The sequence below is a fragment of the Rhodothermales bacterium genome (genome assembly GCA_034439735.1).
Lineage (GTDB): Bacteria > Bacteroidota > Rhodothermia > Rhodothermales > JAHQVL01 > JAWKNW01.
Genome location: JAWXAX010000209.1, coordinates 1 through 16,311, shown reverse-complemented (window position 1 = coordinate 16,311; position 16,311 = coordinate 1). Strand labels below are relative to the sequence as shown.

At 61.7% G+C, this 16,311-nt stretch carries 16 protein-coding genes; 14 read left to right on the top strand and 2 right to left on the bottom strand.

Going from position 1 to position 16,311, the window contains the following annotated elements; genetic code table 11:
• Positions 1 to 39: 39 nt before the first annotated feature.
• Entirely contained in the window at positions 40 to 969 is a 930-nt protein-coding gene (locus SH809_15435; protein MDZ4701101.1) for a hypothetical protein, read from the bottom strand.
• A 521-nt stretch (positions 970 to 1,490) separates the two neighbouring features.
• Between SH809_15435 and SH809_15430 the strand changes: the two genes are divergently transcribed.
• The gene (locus tag SH809_15430; GenBank protein MDZ4701100.1) at positions 1,491 to 3,035 is read left to right on the top strand and encodes a peptide ligase PGM1-related protein; all 1,545 of its coding nucleotides are present in this window, start codon (positions 1,491 to 1,493) and stop codon (positions 3,033 to 3,035) included.
• An 82-nt stretch (positions 3,036 to 3,117) separates the two neighbouring features.
• On the opposite strand, the gene SH809_15425 is transcribed toward SH809_15430, so the two are convergent.
• A complete protein-coding gene (locus tag SH809_15425) occupies positions 3,118 to 3,324 on the bottom strand; it encodes a DUF2892 domain-containing protein (GenBank protein ID MDZ4701099.1) in 207 nt (68 codons plus the stop codon).
• A 458-nt stretch (positions 3,325 to 3,782) separates the two neighbouring features.
• On the opposite strand from SH809_15425, the gene SH809_15420 reads away from it, so the two are divergent.
• From SH809_15420 to SH809_15360, 13 genes are all read left to right on the top strand, one after another.
• On the top strand, positions 3,783 to 4,742 hold the full coding sequence (locus SH809_15420) for a universal stress protein (protein ID MDZ4701098.1): 960 nt from the start codon (positions 3,783 to 3,785) through the stop codon (positions 4,740 to 4,742).
• An 82-nt stretch (positions 4,743 to 4,824) separates the two neighbouring features.
• Positions 4,825 to 5,799 carry a universal stress protein gene (locus SH809_15415; protein ID MDZ4701097.1) on the top strand — a complete coding sequence of 325 codons (975 nt, stop codon included), beginning with the start codon at positions 4,825 to 4,827 and terminating at the stop codon, positions 5,797 to 5,799.
• 8 nt (positions 5,800 to 5,807) lie between these two features.
• Positions 5,808 to 6,740 carry a universal stress protein gene (locus tag SH809_15410; protein MDZ4701096.1) on the top strand — a complete coding sequence of 311 codons (933 nt, stop codon included), beginning with the start codon at positions 5,808 to 5,810 and terminating at the stop codon, positions 6,738 to 6,740.
• Between the two features lie 34 nt (positions 6,741 to 6,774).
• On the top strand, positions 6,775 to 7,818 hold the full coding sequence (locus SH809_15405) for a nitroreductase (protein MDZ4701095.1): 1,044 nt from the start codon (positions 6,775 to 6,777) through the stop codon (positions 7,816 to 7,818).
• 109 nt (positions 7,819 to 7,927) lie between these two features.
• On the top strand, positions 7,928 to 9,370 hold the full coding sequence (locus SH809_15400) for a PAS domain S-box protein (protein MDZ4701094.1): 1,443 nt from the start codon (positions 7,928 to 7,930) through the stop codon (positions 9,368 to 9,370).
• 71 nt (positions 9,371 to 9,441) lie between these two features.
• Positions 9,442 to 10,095 (top strand): response regulator transcription factor, encoded by a 654-nt coding sequence (locus SH809_15395; protein ID MDZ4701093.1) that lies wholly within the window; start codon positions 9,442 to 9,444, stop codon positions 10,093 to 10,095.
• A 359-nt stretch (positions 10,096 to 10,454) separates the two neighbouring features.
• Positions 10,455 to 11,945 (top strand): cytochrome-c oxidase, cbb3-type subunit I, encoded by a 1,491-nt coding sequence (gene ccoN, locus SH809_15390; GenBank protein ID MDZ4701092.1) that lies wholly within the window; start codon positions 10,455 to 10,457, stop codon positions 11,943 to 11,945.
• Positions 11,946 to 11,974: 29 nt separating this feature from the next.
• The gene (ccoO, locus tag SH809_15385) at positions 11,975 to 12,697 is read left to right on the top strand and encodes a cytochrome-c oxidase, cbb3-type subunit II (protein MDZ4701091.1); all 723 of its coding nucleotides are present in this window, start codon (positions 11,975 to 11,977) and stop codon (positions 12,695 to 12,697) included.
• Positions 12,694 to 12,882, top strand: a complete 189-nt coding sequence (locus SH809_15380; protein MDZ4701090.1) for a hypothetical protein — start codon at positions 12,694 to 12,696, stop codon at positions 12,880 to 12,882. Before ccoO ends, SH809_15380 begins: the two co-directional genes overlap by 4 nt.
• Complete coding sequence (locus SH809_15375) at positions 12,875 to 13,483, top strand: c-type cytochrome (protein ID MDZ4701089.1); 609 nt, start codon at positions 12,875 to 12,877, stop codon at positions 13,481 to 13,483. The genes SH809_15380 and SH809_15375 overlap by 8 nt, the downstream gene beginning before the upstream one ends.
• A gap of 123 nt (positions 13,484 to 13,606) precedes the next feature.
• Positions 13,607 to 15,085 (top strand): cytochrome c oxidase accessory protein CcoG, encoded by a 1,479-nt coding sequence (ccoG, locus tag SH809_15370; protein ID MDZ4701088.1) that lies wholly within the window; start codon positions 13,607 to 13,609, stop codon positions 15,083 to 15,085.
• On the top strand, positions 15,066 to 15,572 hold the full coding sequence (locus tag SH809_15365) for a FixH family protein (protein MDZ4701087.1): 507 nt from the start codon (positions 15,066 to 15,068) through the stop codon (positions 15,570 to 15,572). Before ccoG ends, SH809_15365 begins: the two co-directional genes overlap by 20 nt.
• A 19-nt stretch (positions 15,573 to 15,591) precedes the next feature.
• The coding region (locus SH809_15360; GenBank protein MDZ4701086.1) for a heavy metal translocating P-type ATPase metal-binding domain-containing protein at positions 15,592 to 16,311 on the top strand (720 nt) is incomplete at its 3' end.

The window sequence follows — 16,311 nt, the reverse complement described above, 5'->3', positions numbered from 1 at the left end:
TCAATAGTCAATGGTTGATGGTCAGTAGTCAATCGGCCATTACCAGGTGCGGGTTCGGAGCAACTCTTCGACGCGGGCTTGCGGGACGGGGAGCGATTGTTTGTTGGCTTCGAGCCAGCCGGCGAAGTCGGCCTCGATTGCCTCGCTCCAACGGGTATCGATCTCGCCCGGGGTGTATGTGCCTTCGCGGAGGCGTTGGTGTCCAAAACGGTCGCGCAAGAGTACGACTTCCGCCGTCTCCACCACTTTGAGCGCCAGGTGGGGCGGGATGAAGACCACGCCCTCTTCACGCGCGAGCACGACATCGCCGGGGAGGACGGTGGCGCCGCCGATGCGGGCCGGCGTGTTGAGGCCGAGCAGCATCATGTGCTGGATGAAGGACGGGTGCCAGTCCCGCACAAAGGCGTTAAACCCTTCGATTTCGCGTAATCCCTCGAGGTCACGGGCGGAGCCGTCGAACACGACGCCCTTGCCCGAGCGCGCAAAAATGGCGTTGCCCAGGTTGTCGCCGATGAGCGTGCCGTCCGCCACCTTGCCGAAGCCGTCGGCTACGTACACATCGCCCGGCTGCAGCATGTCGATGGGCCATGAGTTCGGCGGACCGATCCGGCCCTCGGCATGGCCTTGCTCGGTCATGCGCTGCTGCAACTCGGGGCGCGCCGGCACATAAACCGCCGTCAGCGCGCGGCCTATGATGGGTCGGTCCGGAAACATCGTCTTCCAGCCTCCTTCGAACTGGCTGTGGTAGCCTTCCCCGCGGAGCACACCCCAGGCCTGCTCGGTAGAGACGACCATCATCCGTTCGAGGAGGTCGTCCGGCACCCGCGGCCGGCCATCCGGGAAGCGTTCTCCTTCCCACTCGGCGGTGTAAAAAAGCATCTGATCTCGGGTGAGGGCCTGGCCCTGAACGCGGATCGGAAGGGCCAGGAGGATCGCCGCAAACGTCACAGCGGCCAGTCGTCGCATCATGTTGCTATTCGGTCTGGAGTGAGGGCGCCACAGGTGTATCCGTAATGTGCGGCTTTCTTTTTACAGATGCCAGCCCCACCTTACAGGGACGGTCCTACACGCCACGGCGTATTAGCCTCTCTGCCCGCGACATTGGTTGATTGTACCTTATTTCCGGTTCACAATTCTGGTTGACGCGCTTGCGCGCGACATAATCAGCCTGTTTGAGGTGGTATGATGATGGTATCAATTGAAAGCGCCGTACTCGCTCTGGTTGTGTTCTTGACCCTGATGATGGTGGTCTCGTTTTTTGACTCCAAAGGGCACATGCATCATCGGCTCCATTGAGGGCTGTGGGCGGTTTAAGGGTTGAGGTCCAAGGTGTAAGATCTTGAGCCCGGGCTCGCCGGCCCGCGCCGGCTGCCGGGGGGGACCCCACAGCCAGAGGGGGCGTGCGCCGGCAAGGGTGACGGCGGGTGGGTGGTAGGTTGTTCAAAAGCGCCTCCTTCAGAAGCATCCCCGCACCAGCGATGATCCACGCCATGCCCGCACGCCCGCTTGCTTGTGAAGATGCAGAACGATTCGCGCAACTCCAGTCGCAACTGCAGAATCAGTTCAAGAGTGTGTTTCCCGACACGCAGCGGCCGCGTGCGGTGGTGGTCGTCCCGAGCCTGAGCCTCGACGCCGCCCAGCTAGCGCGTATCTCCGGGGCGCATCATTACGAGGAGCGTCTCCTGTGTATGCTGATGCTGCTTCGGATGCCGCGTACGCAACTCATCTACATCACGAGCCAGCCGATCCACCCGACGATCATCGATTATTATCTCCACTTACTGCCCGGCATTCCGGTGAGTCATGCGCGGCGCCGGCTCACGCTGCTCAGTTGCGGGGATGCCTCTTCGAAACCGCTCACCCAGAAAATTCTGGAGCGTCCGCGTCTGCTGGATCGGATTCGTGAGTCGCTGGCGAGCTGCCAGGATGCCCACATGAGTTGCTTCAACGCCACGCCCCTCGAGCGGACACTGGCGCTTCAGTTGGGTATCCCGCTATATGCCGCTGATCCTTCATTGGCTGATCTCGGTTCAAAAAGCGGCAGCCGAGAGGTGTTTCGTGAGGCCGGCGTGGCGATGCCCGATGGGGTGGAACGCCTCCGCGACATGGACGACGCGGCAGAGGCGTTGGCGCTGCTCAAACGCCGAAATCCATCTCTTCGGCGCGCGGTCGTCAAACTCGACGACGGGTTTTCGGGGGAGGGGAATGCGCTATTTTCTTATGAGGGCTGTCCGGAGGACGAAGAGGTGTTGCCCTGGATTCATCGGGTGCTTCCCGGGCGTCTCGCATTCGAGGCGGAGGGGGAGACGTGGGAAGGGTATGGCGCCAAGTTCGCCGAAATGAACGGCATCGTCGAGTGTTTTCTGGAAGGCCATGGCAAACGCTCGCCGTCGGTGCAGTGCCGGATCAATCCATTAGGTCACGTGGCGCCGATTTCAACCCACGACCAGGTGCTGGGCGGTCGCTCGGGGCAGGTGTTTCTGGGGTGTACGTTCCCCGCCGATGCGGCCTACAGGCTGGATATCCAGGAAGCCGGACTGCGGGTGGCCGAGGTGCTCCGTAATCGGGGTGTGTTGGGGCGGTTCGGGATCGACTTTATCTCGATTCCCGAGCCCGAGGGCTGGAGGCACTACGCGATCGAGATTAACCTCCGAAAAGGGGGCACCACTCACCCGAATCTGATGCTCCACTTTCTGGCCGACGGTTCCTACGACGCCGAAACAGGGCTCTACATCACGCCGGCGGGCCAGCCCCGGTTCTACTACGCATCGGACAACATGGAGGACCCTTCGTATAAGGGGCTCACGCCGGACGACCTGATCGATATTGCCGTCTGCCACGATCTGCATTTCCATGGCCCCTCCCAACAGGGCGTCGTTTTTCATCTCATCGGCGCCCTGTCCGAATTCGGAAAACTCGGCGTCGTATGTATCGGCGATAGCCCCGCGCGGGCGCACAAACTGTATGACGAAACGGTGGAAGTGCTGGCCGGCGAATCCAGCGAGTCCCCCCGCATTCGAGCGATAGGCTATTGAGATTAACGAATAGCGATTAGCGATTAGCGATTAGCGATCAAGGATTGGTCTTAATACATCCTTGATCGCTAATCGCTAATCCTCAGCCGTGCGCTTTAGACTTCTGGCGCAGGAGGGCGATGATCGAGCTTGTGGCGGCATAAAAGGGACAGGCGCCATAGAGGCTCGTGAGGAGCAGCACCAGACCGATGCCGCCCCACCAACTACTGAATACCACGCCGACCCCTACCACGATCGCCCCGATCGCGGCCCGGATCAGCCGTTCCGATTGACGTAGATTTACTTCCATGTTTAACACCGTCGGCTTCCAAATAAAGCAATCGGGGGCCGATTACTCACATCTACTGGCGGCCTCGCTGTCGTCCTGTTGCTGCATGACGACGAGCGCACCTGAGTCCGACGATCGGGTAACGCGACGAGCGCGTTGGCTTCGCTCGACGTAAACGAGCGTGCTGTTCACCTGACAGTCGTTCCAGCGAAGGCGTCCGCAGAAGCGAGGTTAAAAGAACATGCGCACATCTTTTCTTGTCGGCGCAGGGCTGGCCGGCCACATGGACCGTGCCATTCTGATAGGTATCGGCCGCTTTGTCAGGTTCTGAATAGCGTGGAGGAGTTGTAGGAATTTACCGGACAGCACTACACGCCTTTTCCCTCTCCTACCTGTGGGTGCGTCCTTTCAGATTGGGACTCACGATTCACGTACGCTTAAGCCAAAGCCTTCCTCACGAACCAGCAGAGGGAAGTACCATGCGTACCATCAATACCATTCTTGTTGCTCACGACTTCTCTTCTTGCTCCACGCAGGCGTTGAAGGACGGCATTGAACTGGCCATCGCCAAAAGGGCGTCGCTGCATTTGTTGTATGTTGAAGTAATCCATGCGGACTCTCCCCTGGACGGCGCCGGGGACACGGCGAAGGCGGTTCGTATGAGGGATATGTTGCATGGGGCCATCCAGGAGAACGTCGCGTCGCTGGGGCGGGAGATGGCGGATATCCCGAGTTTCGTCTATTGCGTTACGCGCGATTTCGCGGCAGCGCCGGCGATTCTTCAGTACGCACACAAGAATGCCGTAGATCTCATCGTGCTGGGCACCCATGGCCGGCGGGGCCTGCTCCGCAAATTGATCGGAAGCACGGCGGAGGAAGTCGTGCGCCTGGCGCCCTGCCCGGTACTCACCATCCGGGAACAGGTCCAGTCCCAACCGCTGACGTCGTCCGTCGGAGCTATCCTCGTGCCGATCGACTTTTCCGATTCCACCCCCCTGGCCCTCGCCGCCGCGAGAGAATGGGCCGATTTCTTCGATGCTCGGCTCGACCTCGTGCATGTCGTGGAGGAAAAGATGCACCCCGCCTTCTACAACACCGGGGTCTTCTCGATGTATGACGTGAACCCGGACCTTGAGGCCACCGTCATCGAGCATATGAAGAAGCTCTATGCGCAGGCCCCCGGCTCCGGCGGGCCGGTACGCTTCATCGTCCGCCATGGGCATGCCGTACGCGAGTTGCTGGAAGCGGCGCGTGAACTGGGTGACGATCTGATTGTGATCGCCACGCATGGACTCTCCGGGTTGGACCGCGCCCTGATGGGCAGTGTCAGCGAACGCATCGTGCGGCAGGCTGAGGCGCCCGTGATCACCCTTCGGGGTGGTGGGGCAAAGCCCCTGGCGCGGACGGTTCGTCACGAGCCCGCGACGGCCGCATCGTAGGTCTCCTATCGTATGTCACATCCCGCGTAATTCGTTTTCCGTCGTTCTCACGATTCGATCACCAGACCAGCAGGTGGGAGCCATGTTAGCCATTCGCCACATCTTATTCCCGACCGATTTCTCCGAGTGCGCGGAGCACGCATTTTCGACAGCCGCTGAATTGGCGGACCGATTTGATGCCGAGGTGGTGGTGTTCCACGCTCGCGTAAACGAGGAAGAGGCCAATAACCCCCTCGCCTACTACGCCACCAACGACACCGCGCCGGCATCGCCGGCCTGGACGCTTGATGATCCGTTTTATCGCGTGATCGACATCCGCGACGGCGAGCGGGTGCGGGTGGTCCAGGCGGAGATTTACGGCAAAACCGCCGAGGAAGCCATCGTATCGTACGCGAATCGGTACGACATCGACCTCATCGTGATGGGGACCCACGGCCGCCACGGGCCAATTCGCCTGTTGCGCAGCAGCACGGCGGAACACGTCCTGCGCCTGGCGCCGTGTCCGGTTCTGACGATCAAGGAGGACGCCATGGGGCTATTCTCCAAGGAATCGATCGAACTCTTAGTGCCGGTGGACTTCTCAGACTACTCGCGCGAGGCCCTTTCATACGCCGCCGAATTGAGCCACCAGTTTTCGAGCCGGGTCACCCTTCTCCATATGGTCGAGGAAGCCGTTTTTCCGACTGTTTATGGCGTGGAGGCGGCCCCGATATCAACCGTCAACCTCGTGCTCGATCGCTCCCGCGACATGCTGGAACAGATGGCGCGCGAGTTTTTCCCCGCGGATCGGCAGCCCGTACTCGATGTGCGCATCGGCCATGCCGCTTCCGGGATCACAGCGTTCGCCGAGGAAAACAGGACGGACCTGATCGTCATAGCTACCCAGGGGCTGACGGGTCTCAGACGCTTCTTTATGGGCAGTGTGGCCGAACGTGTCGCGCGCCACGCGCCGTGCGCCGTATTTGCGGTGAAGCCGCTGGGTAAATCGGTGGTGGCCGGCTCGGATGGCTCCTTGGCGTCGACCGTTTCGGACACCGTACCCGTCGATCAGCGATGAGCACGACCATGACCTCTTTCGCTCGCATGCTGCATCCCACGGACTTTTCCGAGTCGTCCGCCCCCGCGTTAGCGATGGCTATCGATATGGCGCGCCGGCAGGGCGCGGAGCTCCATCTGCTACACGTCTCGCCAACCTTCGGCGAAGATCCCTTGCACAGTGCCTACCTGGCCGCCCTTGATGAACGACGTTTTTACAAACACCTCCAGGATGAGGCGGACGCCCGAATGGTCGCGCTGATCGAACGGATGGGCGCCGGCGATCTTCGGATCAAGCGCGTACACACCCACGGACCCTCCACGGCGCCGATGATCCTGTCGTATGCGGCGGAGGAGCAGGTCGAGCTTATTGTGATCGGAACCCACGGCCGGCGCGGGCTGCGTCGTTTTCTGCTTGGCAGCGTCGCCGAGGAAGTGATCCGGGGTGCATCGTGTGACGTGTGCGCGGTGCGCGAAGGCGTTGAGCCGCTCCAGGTGCGGCGCCTGCTGGTGCCGCTGGATCTATCGCCGACCAGCGCGGCGCAACTCGACGCCGCGACGCGGCTTGCCGGCCTTTTTGGCGCCGAGATCGATCTGCTGTATGTACTCCCGAATACTCCACTGCCGGCCTGGGGGATCGATGCGGATGTGCTGTATGGTCTGATGCCCGAGCGCAAGCACCAGGCGGAACAAGAACTGACCGCTCTGGCCGCCGGCCTGGTAAAGACGGGAATCGTCGCCCGGTCGACGGTGGAGGAGGGTTTTGCCGGTAGCATCATCCGGGAAGCCGGAGAGCGGCTGCAGTCCGACCTGATCGTTATCGCGCCCCACAGCCGGGGCGTCATCGAACGCTTCTTCCTTGGAAGTGTGACCGAATGGGTCATCCGGCACTCCGACCGCGCCGTCTACCTCGCGCACGCCGCGGCCGGCGTTCCGGCTCCTCCTTCTATTTCGCAGTCCTGATGGTATGGCCGTATCCTTTTTCAGCAGTAGCGTGATGAGTACGTCTCTTTTCCCCCAGAATCCGTGGAAAATCAAGGAGGTAGGTTTTCCATGGCAGGACTCCGTGAGTCAGAAGATCAAGTTCTTACTGAATTACGCCGTCCTCGCCCCTTCCTTACACAATACCCAGCCGTGGTCCTTCCGGGTACTGGACGACGAGGTCGAGATCTACGCCGATGCGTCGCGCGCCATGAAGGTTCTGGACCCGTCCCACCGGCAGCTTATCATGAGTTGCGGTTCCGCGTTGTTTAACCTTCGGGCAGCGGCCAAACACTATCGGCATCACCCGATCGTGCACACCTTTCCGGATCAGGATAAGCTGAACCTGGTCGCACGCGTTCGGCTTGTTCAGCCTGGTGACGCAACGCTCGACGAGCACCGCCTTTTTATGGCGATCAATAAGCGACGCACCTATCGGGGCGAGTTCGCCGCTCGTTTGCTGGCTCCGTTTCAGATCGACGCGCTCCGGGCCGCGGCTGAGTGCGAACACGTTCGGGTGGATATACTGACAAAACCTGAGGAAAAAGCCGAGATCGGTGCATTAATCGCAGAGGGCGAACGCGCGCAACGCAGTAACGACCGCCTGCGCGACGAGCTGTCGGCCTGGACGGGTGATGCAAACGCCCCGCGGTTCGTGCCGGCGTTTGCGCGGGCGCGCCGTGGCACAACGGGCGGGGAGCTGGAAGATTGGGGGGGCGAGAAAGCCCTGTTCGATCCAGCGGAGGTTGCGCGTGCGCCGGCGATCGCGGTCTTTAGCACGCCCATCGAGAACCGCGTCGCCTGGCTCAATACGGGCCAGGCGTTGGCGCATTTTCTGCTCACGGCCACCGTTCAAACGCTCTCCGCCTCGTTCCTCAACCAGGCCGTCGAGGTGCCCGCCATCCGTGAGCGGCTGAGCCGGTTGGTGGACCGGCCCAACCCGCAGCTCGTGTTGCGCCTGGGTTATCCCGTTGGGAGCCCCGTCGGGCAGGCGCCGCGACAGGCCGTTGACGAGAAGATCGTGACGCACGCGCTTGTCGACTCCAGGGGGACGACGTAGGGGATTTCACTACGCCGCGGCAAGGGAAGTTTGTACGTAGGTGTATGGGAGGCCGGCGTATATTGCCCGATGCCTTCTTCTGCATTCGTTCACACGAACCTGCGCGCACGTGAAAAGCCTCATTCTGTCCGAAGCCGGCGCCTTGCAACCCCATCTGGAGGAAGCACTCGCCGCCTGCGGGTTCAGCTCCGAGTATATGGATTCCGCGGACACGCTGCGTGCGCGTTGCGCGCAGGAGAACGCGGCATTAGTCGTCCTGTGCAAACTGACGCCCGAGGTACTGGAAGCCTGCGCCCGGATGATCCAGGAGAAACAGTGTTTTCCACTCGTCATGGCCGTGTATGAGGACGAGCCGGATATCAGCGCCGAGGCGTTACTCCAGTACGCGGTTGACGATTTTATCCTCCCCCCCTTATCTCAGGTACGCCTCAGGGGCCGGCTGACATTTGCGCGGGCCCGGATCGAGCGGCGGGCGGAAAAGCGGGCACTGGAAGCCGCTTTACGCACGAGCGAAGCCAACGCGCGCGCCGTGGTCGAAACCACCGTGGACGCCGTGATCACCATCGACGATCGGGGCTCCATTTTGTCGTTTAATGCGGCGGCCGAGCGGATCTTCGGGTACAAGGCGATCGAGTGTATAGGTCATAACCTCCAGATGCTCATGCCACAGCCCGTGCGCGACGAGCATGACGGTTATCTGAAAAGTTACCTCGAGACGGGCCACGCCAAAATCATCGGGATCGGACGCGAGGTGCAGGGGATGCGAAAGGATGGGAGCGTCTTCCCCATGGATCTGGCCGTGAGCGAGGTGTTCACAAACGGCATGCGGAGTTTTACAGGGATCGTCCGGGATATTTCGTACAAGCGCCAGCTCGAGCGCGAGCTGCTTCGCATCAGCGAGCAAGAGCGCCGGAGGATCGGGCAGGATCTGCACGACGGGCTCGGGCAGATGCTGACGGGTATCGGGTTGATCGCCCAGAATCTGGCGCGGAGTCTGGAAAAAAAAGGCATACCCGAAGCCCCGGATGTCGCGGAGATCGCGCGGCTGGTAAAAGAGGCGGACCAACAGGCTCGCAATCTGGCGCGTGGACTGGTGCCGATCGAGTTCCACAGCAACGGTCTTTCAATCGCGCTCGAGCGGCTGGCGGCCGATGCCACGCATATGTTTGGCATTCCCTGCACGTTCGAGGAAATCGGGGACCGGGTGCATGTCCACGACAGCGCCGTGGCCACACACCTGTATCGGATTGCACAGGAAGCGACGAACAACGCCGCCAAACACAGCGAAGCCAACCAGATCAAGATGCTACTTGCCGCCGGCCAGGGGCAATTACGCCTCCGGGTGCAGGACAACGGCAGGGGCATCCCGCGCCGGCAGAGCGACAACGTGGGCATGGGGCTCAACATCATGAAATACCGTGCGCAGATGATCGGCGCGGCGCTTGACCTTCGTACCAGTCCCGCCGACGGCACGGTGATTACCTGTACGGTACCCTATGCGAATACGTCCAACGAGCAAACCGCTGCCTTCGCGGGCGGCGAACTATCATAACCTGTTTGTGATACACGTGAGCGCTGGCCTGTACGGTTGTACCCGCCGGTTCTTACCAAACGACGACGACCATGACGTACAACATCATCATCGTGGACGACCATCCTTTGATGCGCAAGGGACTGGCCATGACGCTGGAAACGGAATCTGACTTAAAAGTGATCGGCCAGGCGGATAGCGCGGAGGATGGTATGACGCTGTTCGAAGCCACGCGCCCTCATATCGCCATCATCGATATCTCGCTTCCGGGCATGAGTGGGCTCGAGCTCATCAAACATCTTCAGGCGATTTATCCAAGCGTGAAAATCGTCGTGGTTTCGCGCCATGATGAGTCGTTGTATGCCGAACGCGCCATCCGCGCCGGCGCGCGCGGCTACGTGATGAAAATGGAGGCCGGCGATGTCATCGTCCAGGCGGTCCGTCGCGTACTGGCGGGCGGGATCTACGTCAGCGCCGACATCAACGAGCGGCTACTGATGGGTATGTTGGCCGGCCGGCGCGCGCAGGGCACGTCGCCCATGGAGGTGCTGAGCGACCGCGAACTCGAGGTGTTCGAACTGACGGGCCGCGGGCAAACTACGCGCGAGATCTCCGAGCGCTTGCACCTGTCGATCAAAACAGTAGAGTCCTACCGGGCGCGCATCAAGAGCAAGTTGGATCTCGACAACGCCACGGAGCTGCTCCAACATGCGATCCAGTGGGTCGAGAGTGTCGGCGCCGGCTGAGATAAGTCGTTGCTAAATAAGGAGAGCGGCATTACTATGCCTCGCGGCACGCCTGCTTCCACGCAAATTCATGGAGATCCTGTCCTTGCTCCATGGGTAACGTAGGCTCGAAGAACCCGGCATCATCCCCGTTCTCGATCATCGTACTCCAATTCTTCGCCGTTCTCGCGGCGTGTGGGGCGAGTGGACTGATTTCACCTGGTGCTGTAGGGGAGCGCACTACGCGATCCGAGGGGTTCCCTCGCACGGCCGGAGGGGAGCGCCCCACGCCGCCTGTGGCGCCCACACCGTCACCCGTGCGGGTGGCCCATTCTTTACTTGCGGCAATTCTCTGTATTTCTCTTCAGCCTCTTAAACACATGGAAACTGGCACCCGAATCCTGCAACCTGGTGTGGGATCCGAGCGATCCGACTACCAGCTGTTCACCTATGACGAGGGCATCGTCCGGATGTTTGTCTGGGCGACGGCCATCTGGGGACTCGTAGGTATGCTCGTAGGTGCGCTCATCGCTCTGCAGCTGCCGTACTGGCCTGCAAATCTGGGCGAATATTTGAGCTTCGGCCGGCTGCGGCCGCTGCATACGAATGCGGTGATCTTCGCGTTCGGCGGCAACGCTATCTTCACGGCCGTATATTATTCCACGCAGCGGCTCTGCAAGGCCCGGATGTTCAGCGACTTGATGAGCCGCATCCACTTTTGGGGGTGGCAGGGCATCATCGTCTCGGCCGCGCTGACGCTACCGTTGGGCATCACGACCAGCAAGGAATACGCGGAGCTCGAGTGGCCGATCGACATCGCGATCGCCGTCATCTGGATCATCTTCGGCGTCAACTTTTTCATGACACTCAAGCACCGCCGCGAGCAGCATTTGTACGTGGCGCTCTGGTTCTACATCGCTACCATCATCACGATCGCTGTGTTGCATGTGGGGAACAGCCTGGCGATCCCGGCGACGTTGTTTAAGAGCTACTCGATCTACGCCGGCGTGCAGGACGCCTTTATCCAGTGGTGGTACGGTCACAACGCGGTGGCCTTCTTCCTTACGACCCCGTTTCTGGGGTTGATGTACTATTTCCTGCCGAAGGCGGCCGATCGGCCGGTGTTCTCCTACCGGCTGTCGATCGTCCACTTCTGGAGCCTCGTGTTTCTGTACATCTGGGCCGGCCCGCATCACCTCAATTACACCTCGCTACCGGAGTGGGCGGCGACGCTCGGGATGGTCTTTTCGGTGATGTTGTGGATGCCCAGTTGGGGCGGCATGATCAACGGCCTGTTCACCCTCCGGGGCGCCTGGCACAAGCTGCGGGATAGCGTCGTGCTCAAGATGTACGTGATCGCGATCACGTTTTATGGCATGTCCACCTTCGAGGGCCCGCTGCTCTCCGTGAAGGCGGTAAACGCGTTGAGCCATTACACGGACTGGACGATCGGCCACGCCCACGCCGGCGCGCTGGGCTGGAACGGGTTCATGACATTCGGCATGATCTACTGGCTGTTGCCGAGGCTCTGGCGCACGGAGTTGTGGAGCCAGAAGCTGGCCACTACGCACTTCTGGCTGGGCACGATCGGGATGCTGCTGTACGTGTTCGCACTGTACACCGCCGGCGTCACGCAGGGCCTTATGTGGCGTGCGTTTGACGAAGCGGGCCGGCTGACGTATCCGGACTTCATGGAGACGGTCATTCAAATCGTTCCTATGTACTGGGTGCGCCTCATCGGCGGCCTCATGTACCTGTCCGGCGTCGTGTTGATGCTCATCAATATGGTGCAGACGGCCCGTTCGGCGCCGAAAGAATTGCCCGATCCGGCCTTCGCGCTCCCGACCGCCGCCAGTGGTCATTCGGCGTAGAGCGCCATCCTATCTATCACAAGAATCCCATGGCAAAGCAATTTATCAGGACAAACGGCCTGCATCGTAAGCTCGAAGGGTGGCCGCTGCTCTTTTCCATACTCGTCGGGGTGTCTATCCTCGTAGGCGGCGCGATCGAGTTCCTGCCGCTGGCGCTGGTGTCGAGCAATATCCCCCGAATATCGACCGTCACTCCGTATACGCCGCTGGAGTTGGCCGGCCGGGATCTGTACATCCGCGAAGGCTGCAACAACTGCCATTCGCAGCAGGTGCGGCCGTTCCGCGACGAAGTGGAGCGTTACGGGGAGTATTCGAAGCCGGGTGAGTTCGTGTACGACCATCCGTTCCTCTGGGGCTCGAAGCGCACCGGGCCGGACCTGGCCCGCGTCGGGGGCAAGTACCCGGATCTGTGGCACGTCCGCCACATGGAGGATCCGCGTTCGACGAGCCCGCGCTCGCTCATGCCGCCTTACGACTGGTTGCTTCGGAAGGAGGCGAATCTGGACGTGCTGCCGACCAAGCTCCGCGCGCTGAGCCGTATCGGCGTCCCCTATACGGAGGACGATATTGCGAACGCGACCGCGAATGCCCGCCAGCAGGCGGAACAGATCGCCACGGGCGTGGCCGCCCAGGGTGGGCCGGCCGGGCTGGAGAGCAAAGAGATCATTGCCATGGTTGCCTATCTGCAGCGTCTCGGGAAGGACCTGAAGGCCGCGCCTGAATTTCAACAGTCTGCCGGGGTGATCCCATGATGAAGGAAGCCGTACGCGCGCTCGAAACCGGCGCGCTGGCCGAAGTCGGCCTGATCGCTTTCGTGCTGGCCTTCACCCTGATTCTGGTCTGGACCTTTACGTTGTCCGGCCGCTTCCGGGATGCCGCCAAGCACATGCCTCTGAACGAAGCAGAACCCTTTCCAACGGAGAAGAACCATGTCTGAAACCCCGCATACCGCACCGGAGGGCACTTCCGACGACGCCCCCATCATCCGGGGGCATAATTACGACGGCATCAAGGAATACGACAACCCGATGCCGGGTTGGTGGGTCTGGGGCTTCTGGATCAGCATCATCTTCGCCCCTATATACGTCCTGGGCGTCCACTACATGGGCTTCCTCGATAGTTATGAGGACGATCTGGCGCAGGGACAGGAGGAACTCCAGGTGATGCGCCATGCGTACGCCGAGGCCAACCCCGACGCCGCGGTGGACGCCTCAGCGTTGGATATGATCGTCGACAACCCGCTGATGGCCCAGGCCGGCGCGGCCCACTACGCCGCGCAGTGCGCCGTGTGCCACGGCGCGGAAGGACAGGGGCTTATCGGGCCTAACCTGGCCGATGCGTACTGGGTCCATGGCGCCTCGAATACGGCGCTCTTCGATGTGATCACGAAGGGCGTGCTGGAGAAAGGCATGCCGCCCTGGGAGCCGATCTTCTCCCCGGAAGAACGCGGCGAGCTGGTGGCGTATATCAAGTCGCTGCAGGGCACCAATCCGCCCAACCCGAAAGCGCCTGAGGGCGAACTTGTTGCGGAATCGTAATGAACGGCGCCGTGGTCCGCGATGGCGAGGACACGATGTATCGTGTCCCAACGGGGCCCGCTCGTAACGAACCTCTCTATTGACTACGGCACGCCGGCTCCGTAAAGCTGGCGCGCGAAGACCATGAAACACTCCGAACAACCCCCGTCGTTTGTGACGGAATCTCCCCGGATCCTCGAGTCTCCCGAGGACGTGCTCAGCACACTCGGGGCCGACGGCAAGCGGCACTGGATCTACCCGGTGCCCAGCCCGGGTCGGTTTATGTTCTGGCGGAAGGTGGTGGGGTATGCCCTGGTAGTCCTCTATCTGGCGCTGCCGGTGATCCACATCGGGGGAAAGCCGGCTGTGTTGCTGGATTTCGTACACCGCGAATTCGCACTTCTTGGTCTCACGTTTTACCCGACCGACACGCTGCTGCTGCTCCTGTTCGGGGTGAGCCTGGTGCTGGTCGTCGTCGTGGGCACGGCGCTTCTGGGCCGTGTCTGGTGTGGCTGGGCGTGCCCGCAGACGGTGTACCTCGAGTTTGTGTTCAGACCCATTGAACGGCTCATCGAAGGCAAGGAGCACATCCGCAAGAAACGGGACGAGGGGCCGCTCACCTGGGACCGGGCGTGGCGCAAGGGGCTCAAACTGAGTATCTACCTGATGATTGCCCTGGTGTTGGCGCATACGTTCGTGGCCTATTTCATTGGATGGTCCACCCTGATCGACTGGGTGTTGGCGCCGCCCGGCGAACACTTCGGGTTTTTCGGGATGATGGCCCTCACGACGGGCTTGATCCTGTACGACTTTGGGTATTTTCGCGAGCAGATGTGTACGATCGCATGTCCGTACGCCCGCATGCAGTCTGTGCTGCTGGACACGGACTCACTCATCGTCTCCTACGACCCCGGGCGCGGCGAGCCGCGGGCGAAGCGATCCCGCAAGACGATGGACGAGGAAGCCGCTGGTGAACGGCCGGCGATGGGCGATTGCATCGACTGCCTGGCGTGTGTACGGACCTGCCCTACGGGGATCGACATCCGGAATGGCCTGCAAATGGAGTGCATCGCCTGCACCCAGTGCATCGACGCCTGCGACTCGATCATGGACAAGATCGGCAAGCCGCTCGGCCTGGTTCGGTATACCTCCGAACACGCGTTGGCCGGCCAGAAATCGCGCCTGCTGCGCCCCCGCACGGTGCTGTACACGTTGCTCATCGTGTTTGTCAGCAGCCTGTTCGTGGTCGGGCTGATGACACGATCCAACTACGACATCAACATCGGCCGCGTAACCGGTTCGCCGTTCATGGAGCTGCCGGACGGCACGGTCGCCAATCGGCTTCGTTTCCGGCTGCGTAACCAGACCGGCACGCCGGCCGCCATGACGATCGCCACTACGATGCCCGACGAGATAGAACTGCGGTTCGTGGGCGCGCATCCCGTCGAACTCCAACCCGGTGAGATGCTCCGGCTCGAAGCCTGGATCGTCGTGCCGACCTCTTTCTTCCACGAAGCGACCAGCCGCGAAGCCTCGTTCACCTTTACTACGTTGGACGGCTTCACGGAATCGGTCCCCTTCCCCTTACTCGGTCCATCCGCCCATGCAACCGTCAACCCCTAACGGGCACCCCAGCGCCGGGGCGCCGCCACCCCATTCGGGCTGGCAGTGGCCGGCCTTTGTCATCGGTCTCCTGGCCACCAGCGTCCTCACTATGATGGGCTTCCTGTTCCTCGCGAACCAGGATGGCGGGGCGCAGGTCATCGACAATTATTACCAGAAGGCCGTCGATTGGGACGTGCTGAAAGCCGAAAAGGCCCGCAGCGACGCCCTCGGCTGGACGGCTCGTCTGGATGTAGCATCCGGCCAGCGAATTAGCTTGTTGATTCACGATGTCGCCGGCCAGCCCGTACGCGACGCCCGAGTGACCCTCGTCGCCTTCCGTCCTCAATTCTCCGACGCCCAGGCTGAACTCGACCTCCGGCTGAATCCCGAGACGGGCGCCTACGAGGCCCTGTTGCCGGCCGCGGGCGAGGGGTTGTGGGATTTCGAGATCCGCGCCCTCCGCGATTCGTCGACGTTTATCACTACCATCCGCAAGACGTTGTAGTTGTCGGTAGTACCACACTATGAATGACACCTCCGTCCTATTGATCGCCCCTCGGGCCACGGATGTCCGCACCGTTCCGTGCGCCCATTGCGGGCTGCCGGCGACGCATCGGCCTCAGGCGGAGGCGTTTTGCTGCACGGGGTGTGAGATGGTGCATCACGCCCTCCAGGATGCCGGACTGGACGCGACCTTCTACCGCCTGCGCGACATCCAGGAAACAGGGCCCGGGCGGCCCTCGGAAGCCCGGCTTGATGCGATGTTTCTGGCCGAGCTGGATAGCCAACCGTTCCTGGACGCTCACACCTGCCTGGAGGCGGATGGCTCACGGAGCGGCATCTTTCAACTGGATGGGATCCACTGTGCGGGCTGCGTCTGGCTGGTAGAACAGATGCCCCAGATCCTGGTCGGCGTGGGCGAGTCGCGTTTGAACCTCGTTCGGGGCCGGCTCCGTCTGCGCTGGTCGCCGGAGCGCGTTTCATTATCGGGTATCGCCCGCTGGCTCGCCCGTTTCGGCTACCGCCTCCAGTCCGCGGCCCAGGAGCCGACCGGCGTGCCGGAGGCGGAACGCCGGCTGTTGCGCCGCGTGGGCGCCGCGTGGGCGCTTGCCGGCAACGTCATGTTGCTGGCCGTGGCGGGGTATGCCGGGCTGGATCTGGCCAGCGAACCGCAACTCGCGGCCAGCGCCCGCTGGATGAGTTTCGCCCTGACCTGCGTGGCGCTCGTGTATGGCGGCCGGCCG

Excerpts from the sequence above, each read along its gene's own strand:
- ccoG (MDZ4701088.1), top strand. The coding sequence starts at position 13,607 with ATGAAACACTCCGAACAACCCCCGTCGTTTGTGACGGAATCTCCCCGG.
- SH809_15405 (MDZ4701095.1), top strand. The coding sequence starts at position 6,775 with ATGAGTACGTCTCTTTTCCCCCAGAATCCGTGGAAAATCAAGGAGGTA.
- ccoN (MDZ4701092.1), top strand. The coding sequence starts at position 10,455 with ATGGAAACTGGCACCCGAATCCTGCAACCTGGTGTGGGATCCGAGCGA.
- SH809_15420 (MDZ4701098.1), top strand. The coding sequence starts at position 3,783 with ATGCGTACCATCAATACCATTCTTGTTGCTCACGACTTCTCTTCTTGC.
- SH809_15375 (MDZ4701089.1), top strand. The coding sequence starts at position 12,875 with ATGTCTGAAACCCCGCATACCGCACCGGAGGGCACTTCCGACGACGCC.
- SH809_15410 (MDZ4701096.1), top strand. The coding sequence starts at position 5,808 with ATGACCTCTTTCGCTCGCATGCTGCATCCCACGGACTTTTCCGAGTCG.
- SH809_15430 (MDZ4701100.1), top strand. The coding sequence starts at position 1,491 with ATGCCCGCACGCCCGCTTGCTTGTGAAGATGCAGAACGATTCGCGCAA.
- SH809_15395 (MDZ4701093.1), top strand. The coding sequence starts at position 9,442 with ATGACGTACAACATCATCATCGTGGACGACCATCCTTTGATGCGCAAG.
- SH809_15365 (MDZ4701087.1), top strand. The coding sequence starts at position 15,066 with ATGCAACCGTCAACCCCTAACGGGCACCCCAGCGCCGGGGCGCCGCCA.
- SH809_15380 (MDZ4701090.1), top strand. The coding sequence starts at position 12,694 with ATGATGAAGGAAGCCGTACGCGCGCTCGAAACCGGCGCGCTGGCCGAA.
- SH809_15415 (MDZ4701097.1), top strand. The coding sequence starts at position 4,825 with ATGTTAGCCATTCGCCACATCTTATTCCCGACCGATTTCTCCGAGTGC.
- ccoO (MDZ4701091.1), top strand. The coding sequence starts at position 11,975 with ATGGCAAAGCAATTTATCAGGACAAACGGCCTGCATCGTAAGCTCGAA.
- SH809_15435 (MDZ4701101.1), bottom strand. The coding sequence starts at position 969 with ATGATGCGACGACTGGCCGCTGTGACGTTTGCGGCGATCCTCCTGGCC.
- SH809_15425 (MDZ4701099.1), bottom strand. The coding sequence starts at position 3,324 with ATGGAAGTAAATCTACGTCAATCGGAACGGCTGATCCGGGCCGCGATC.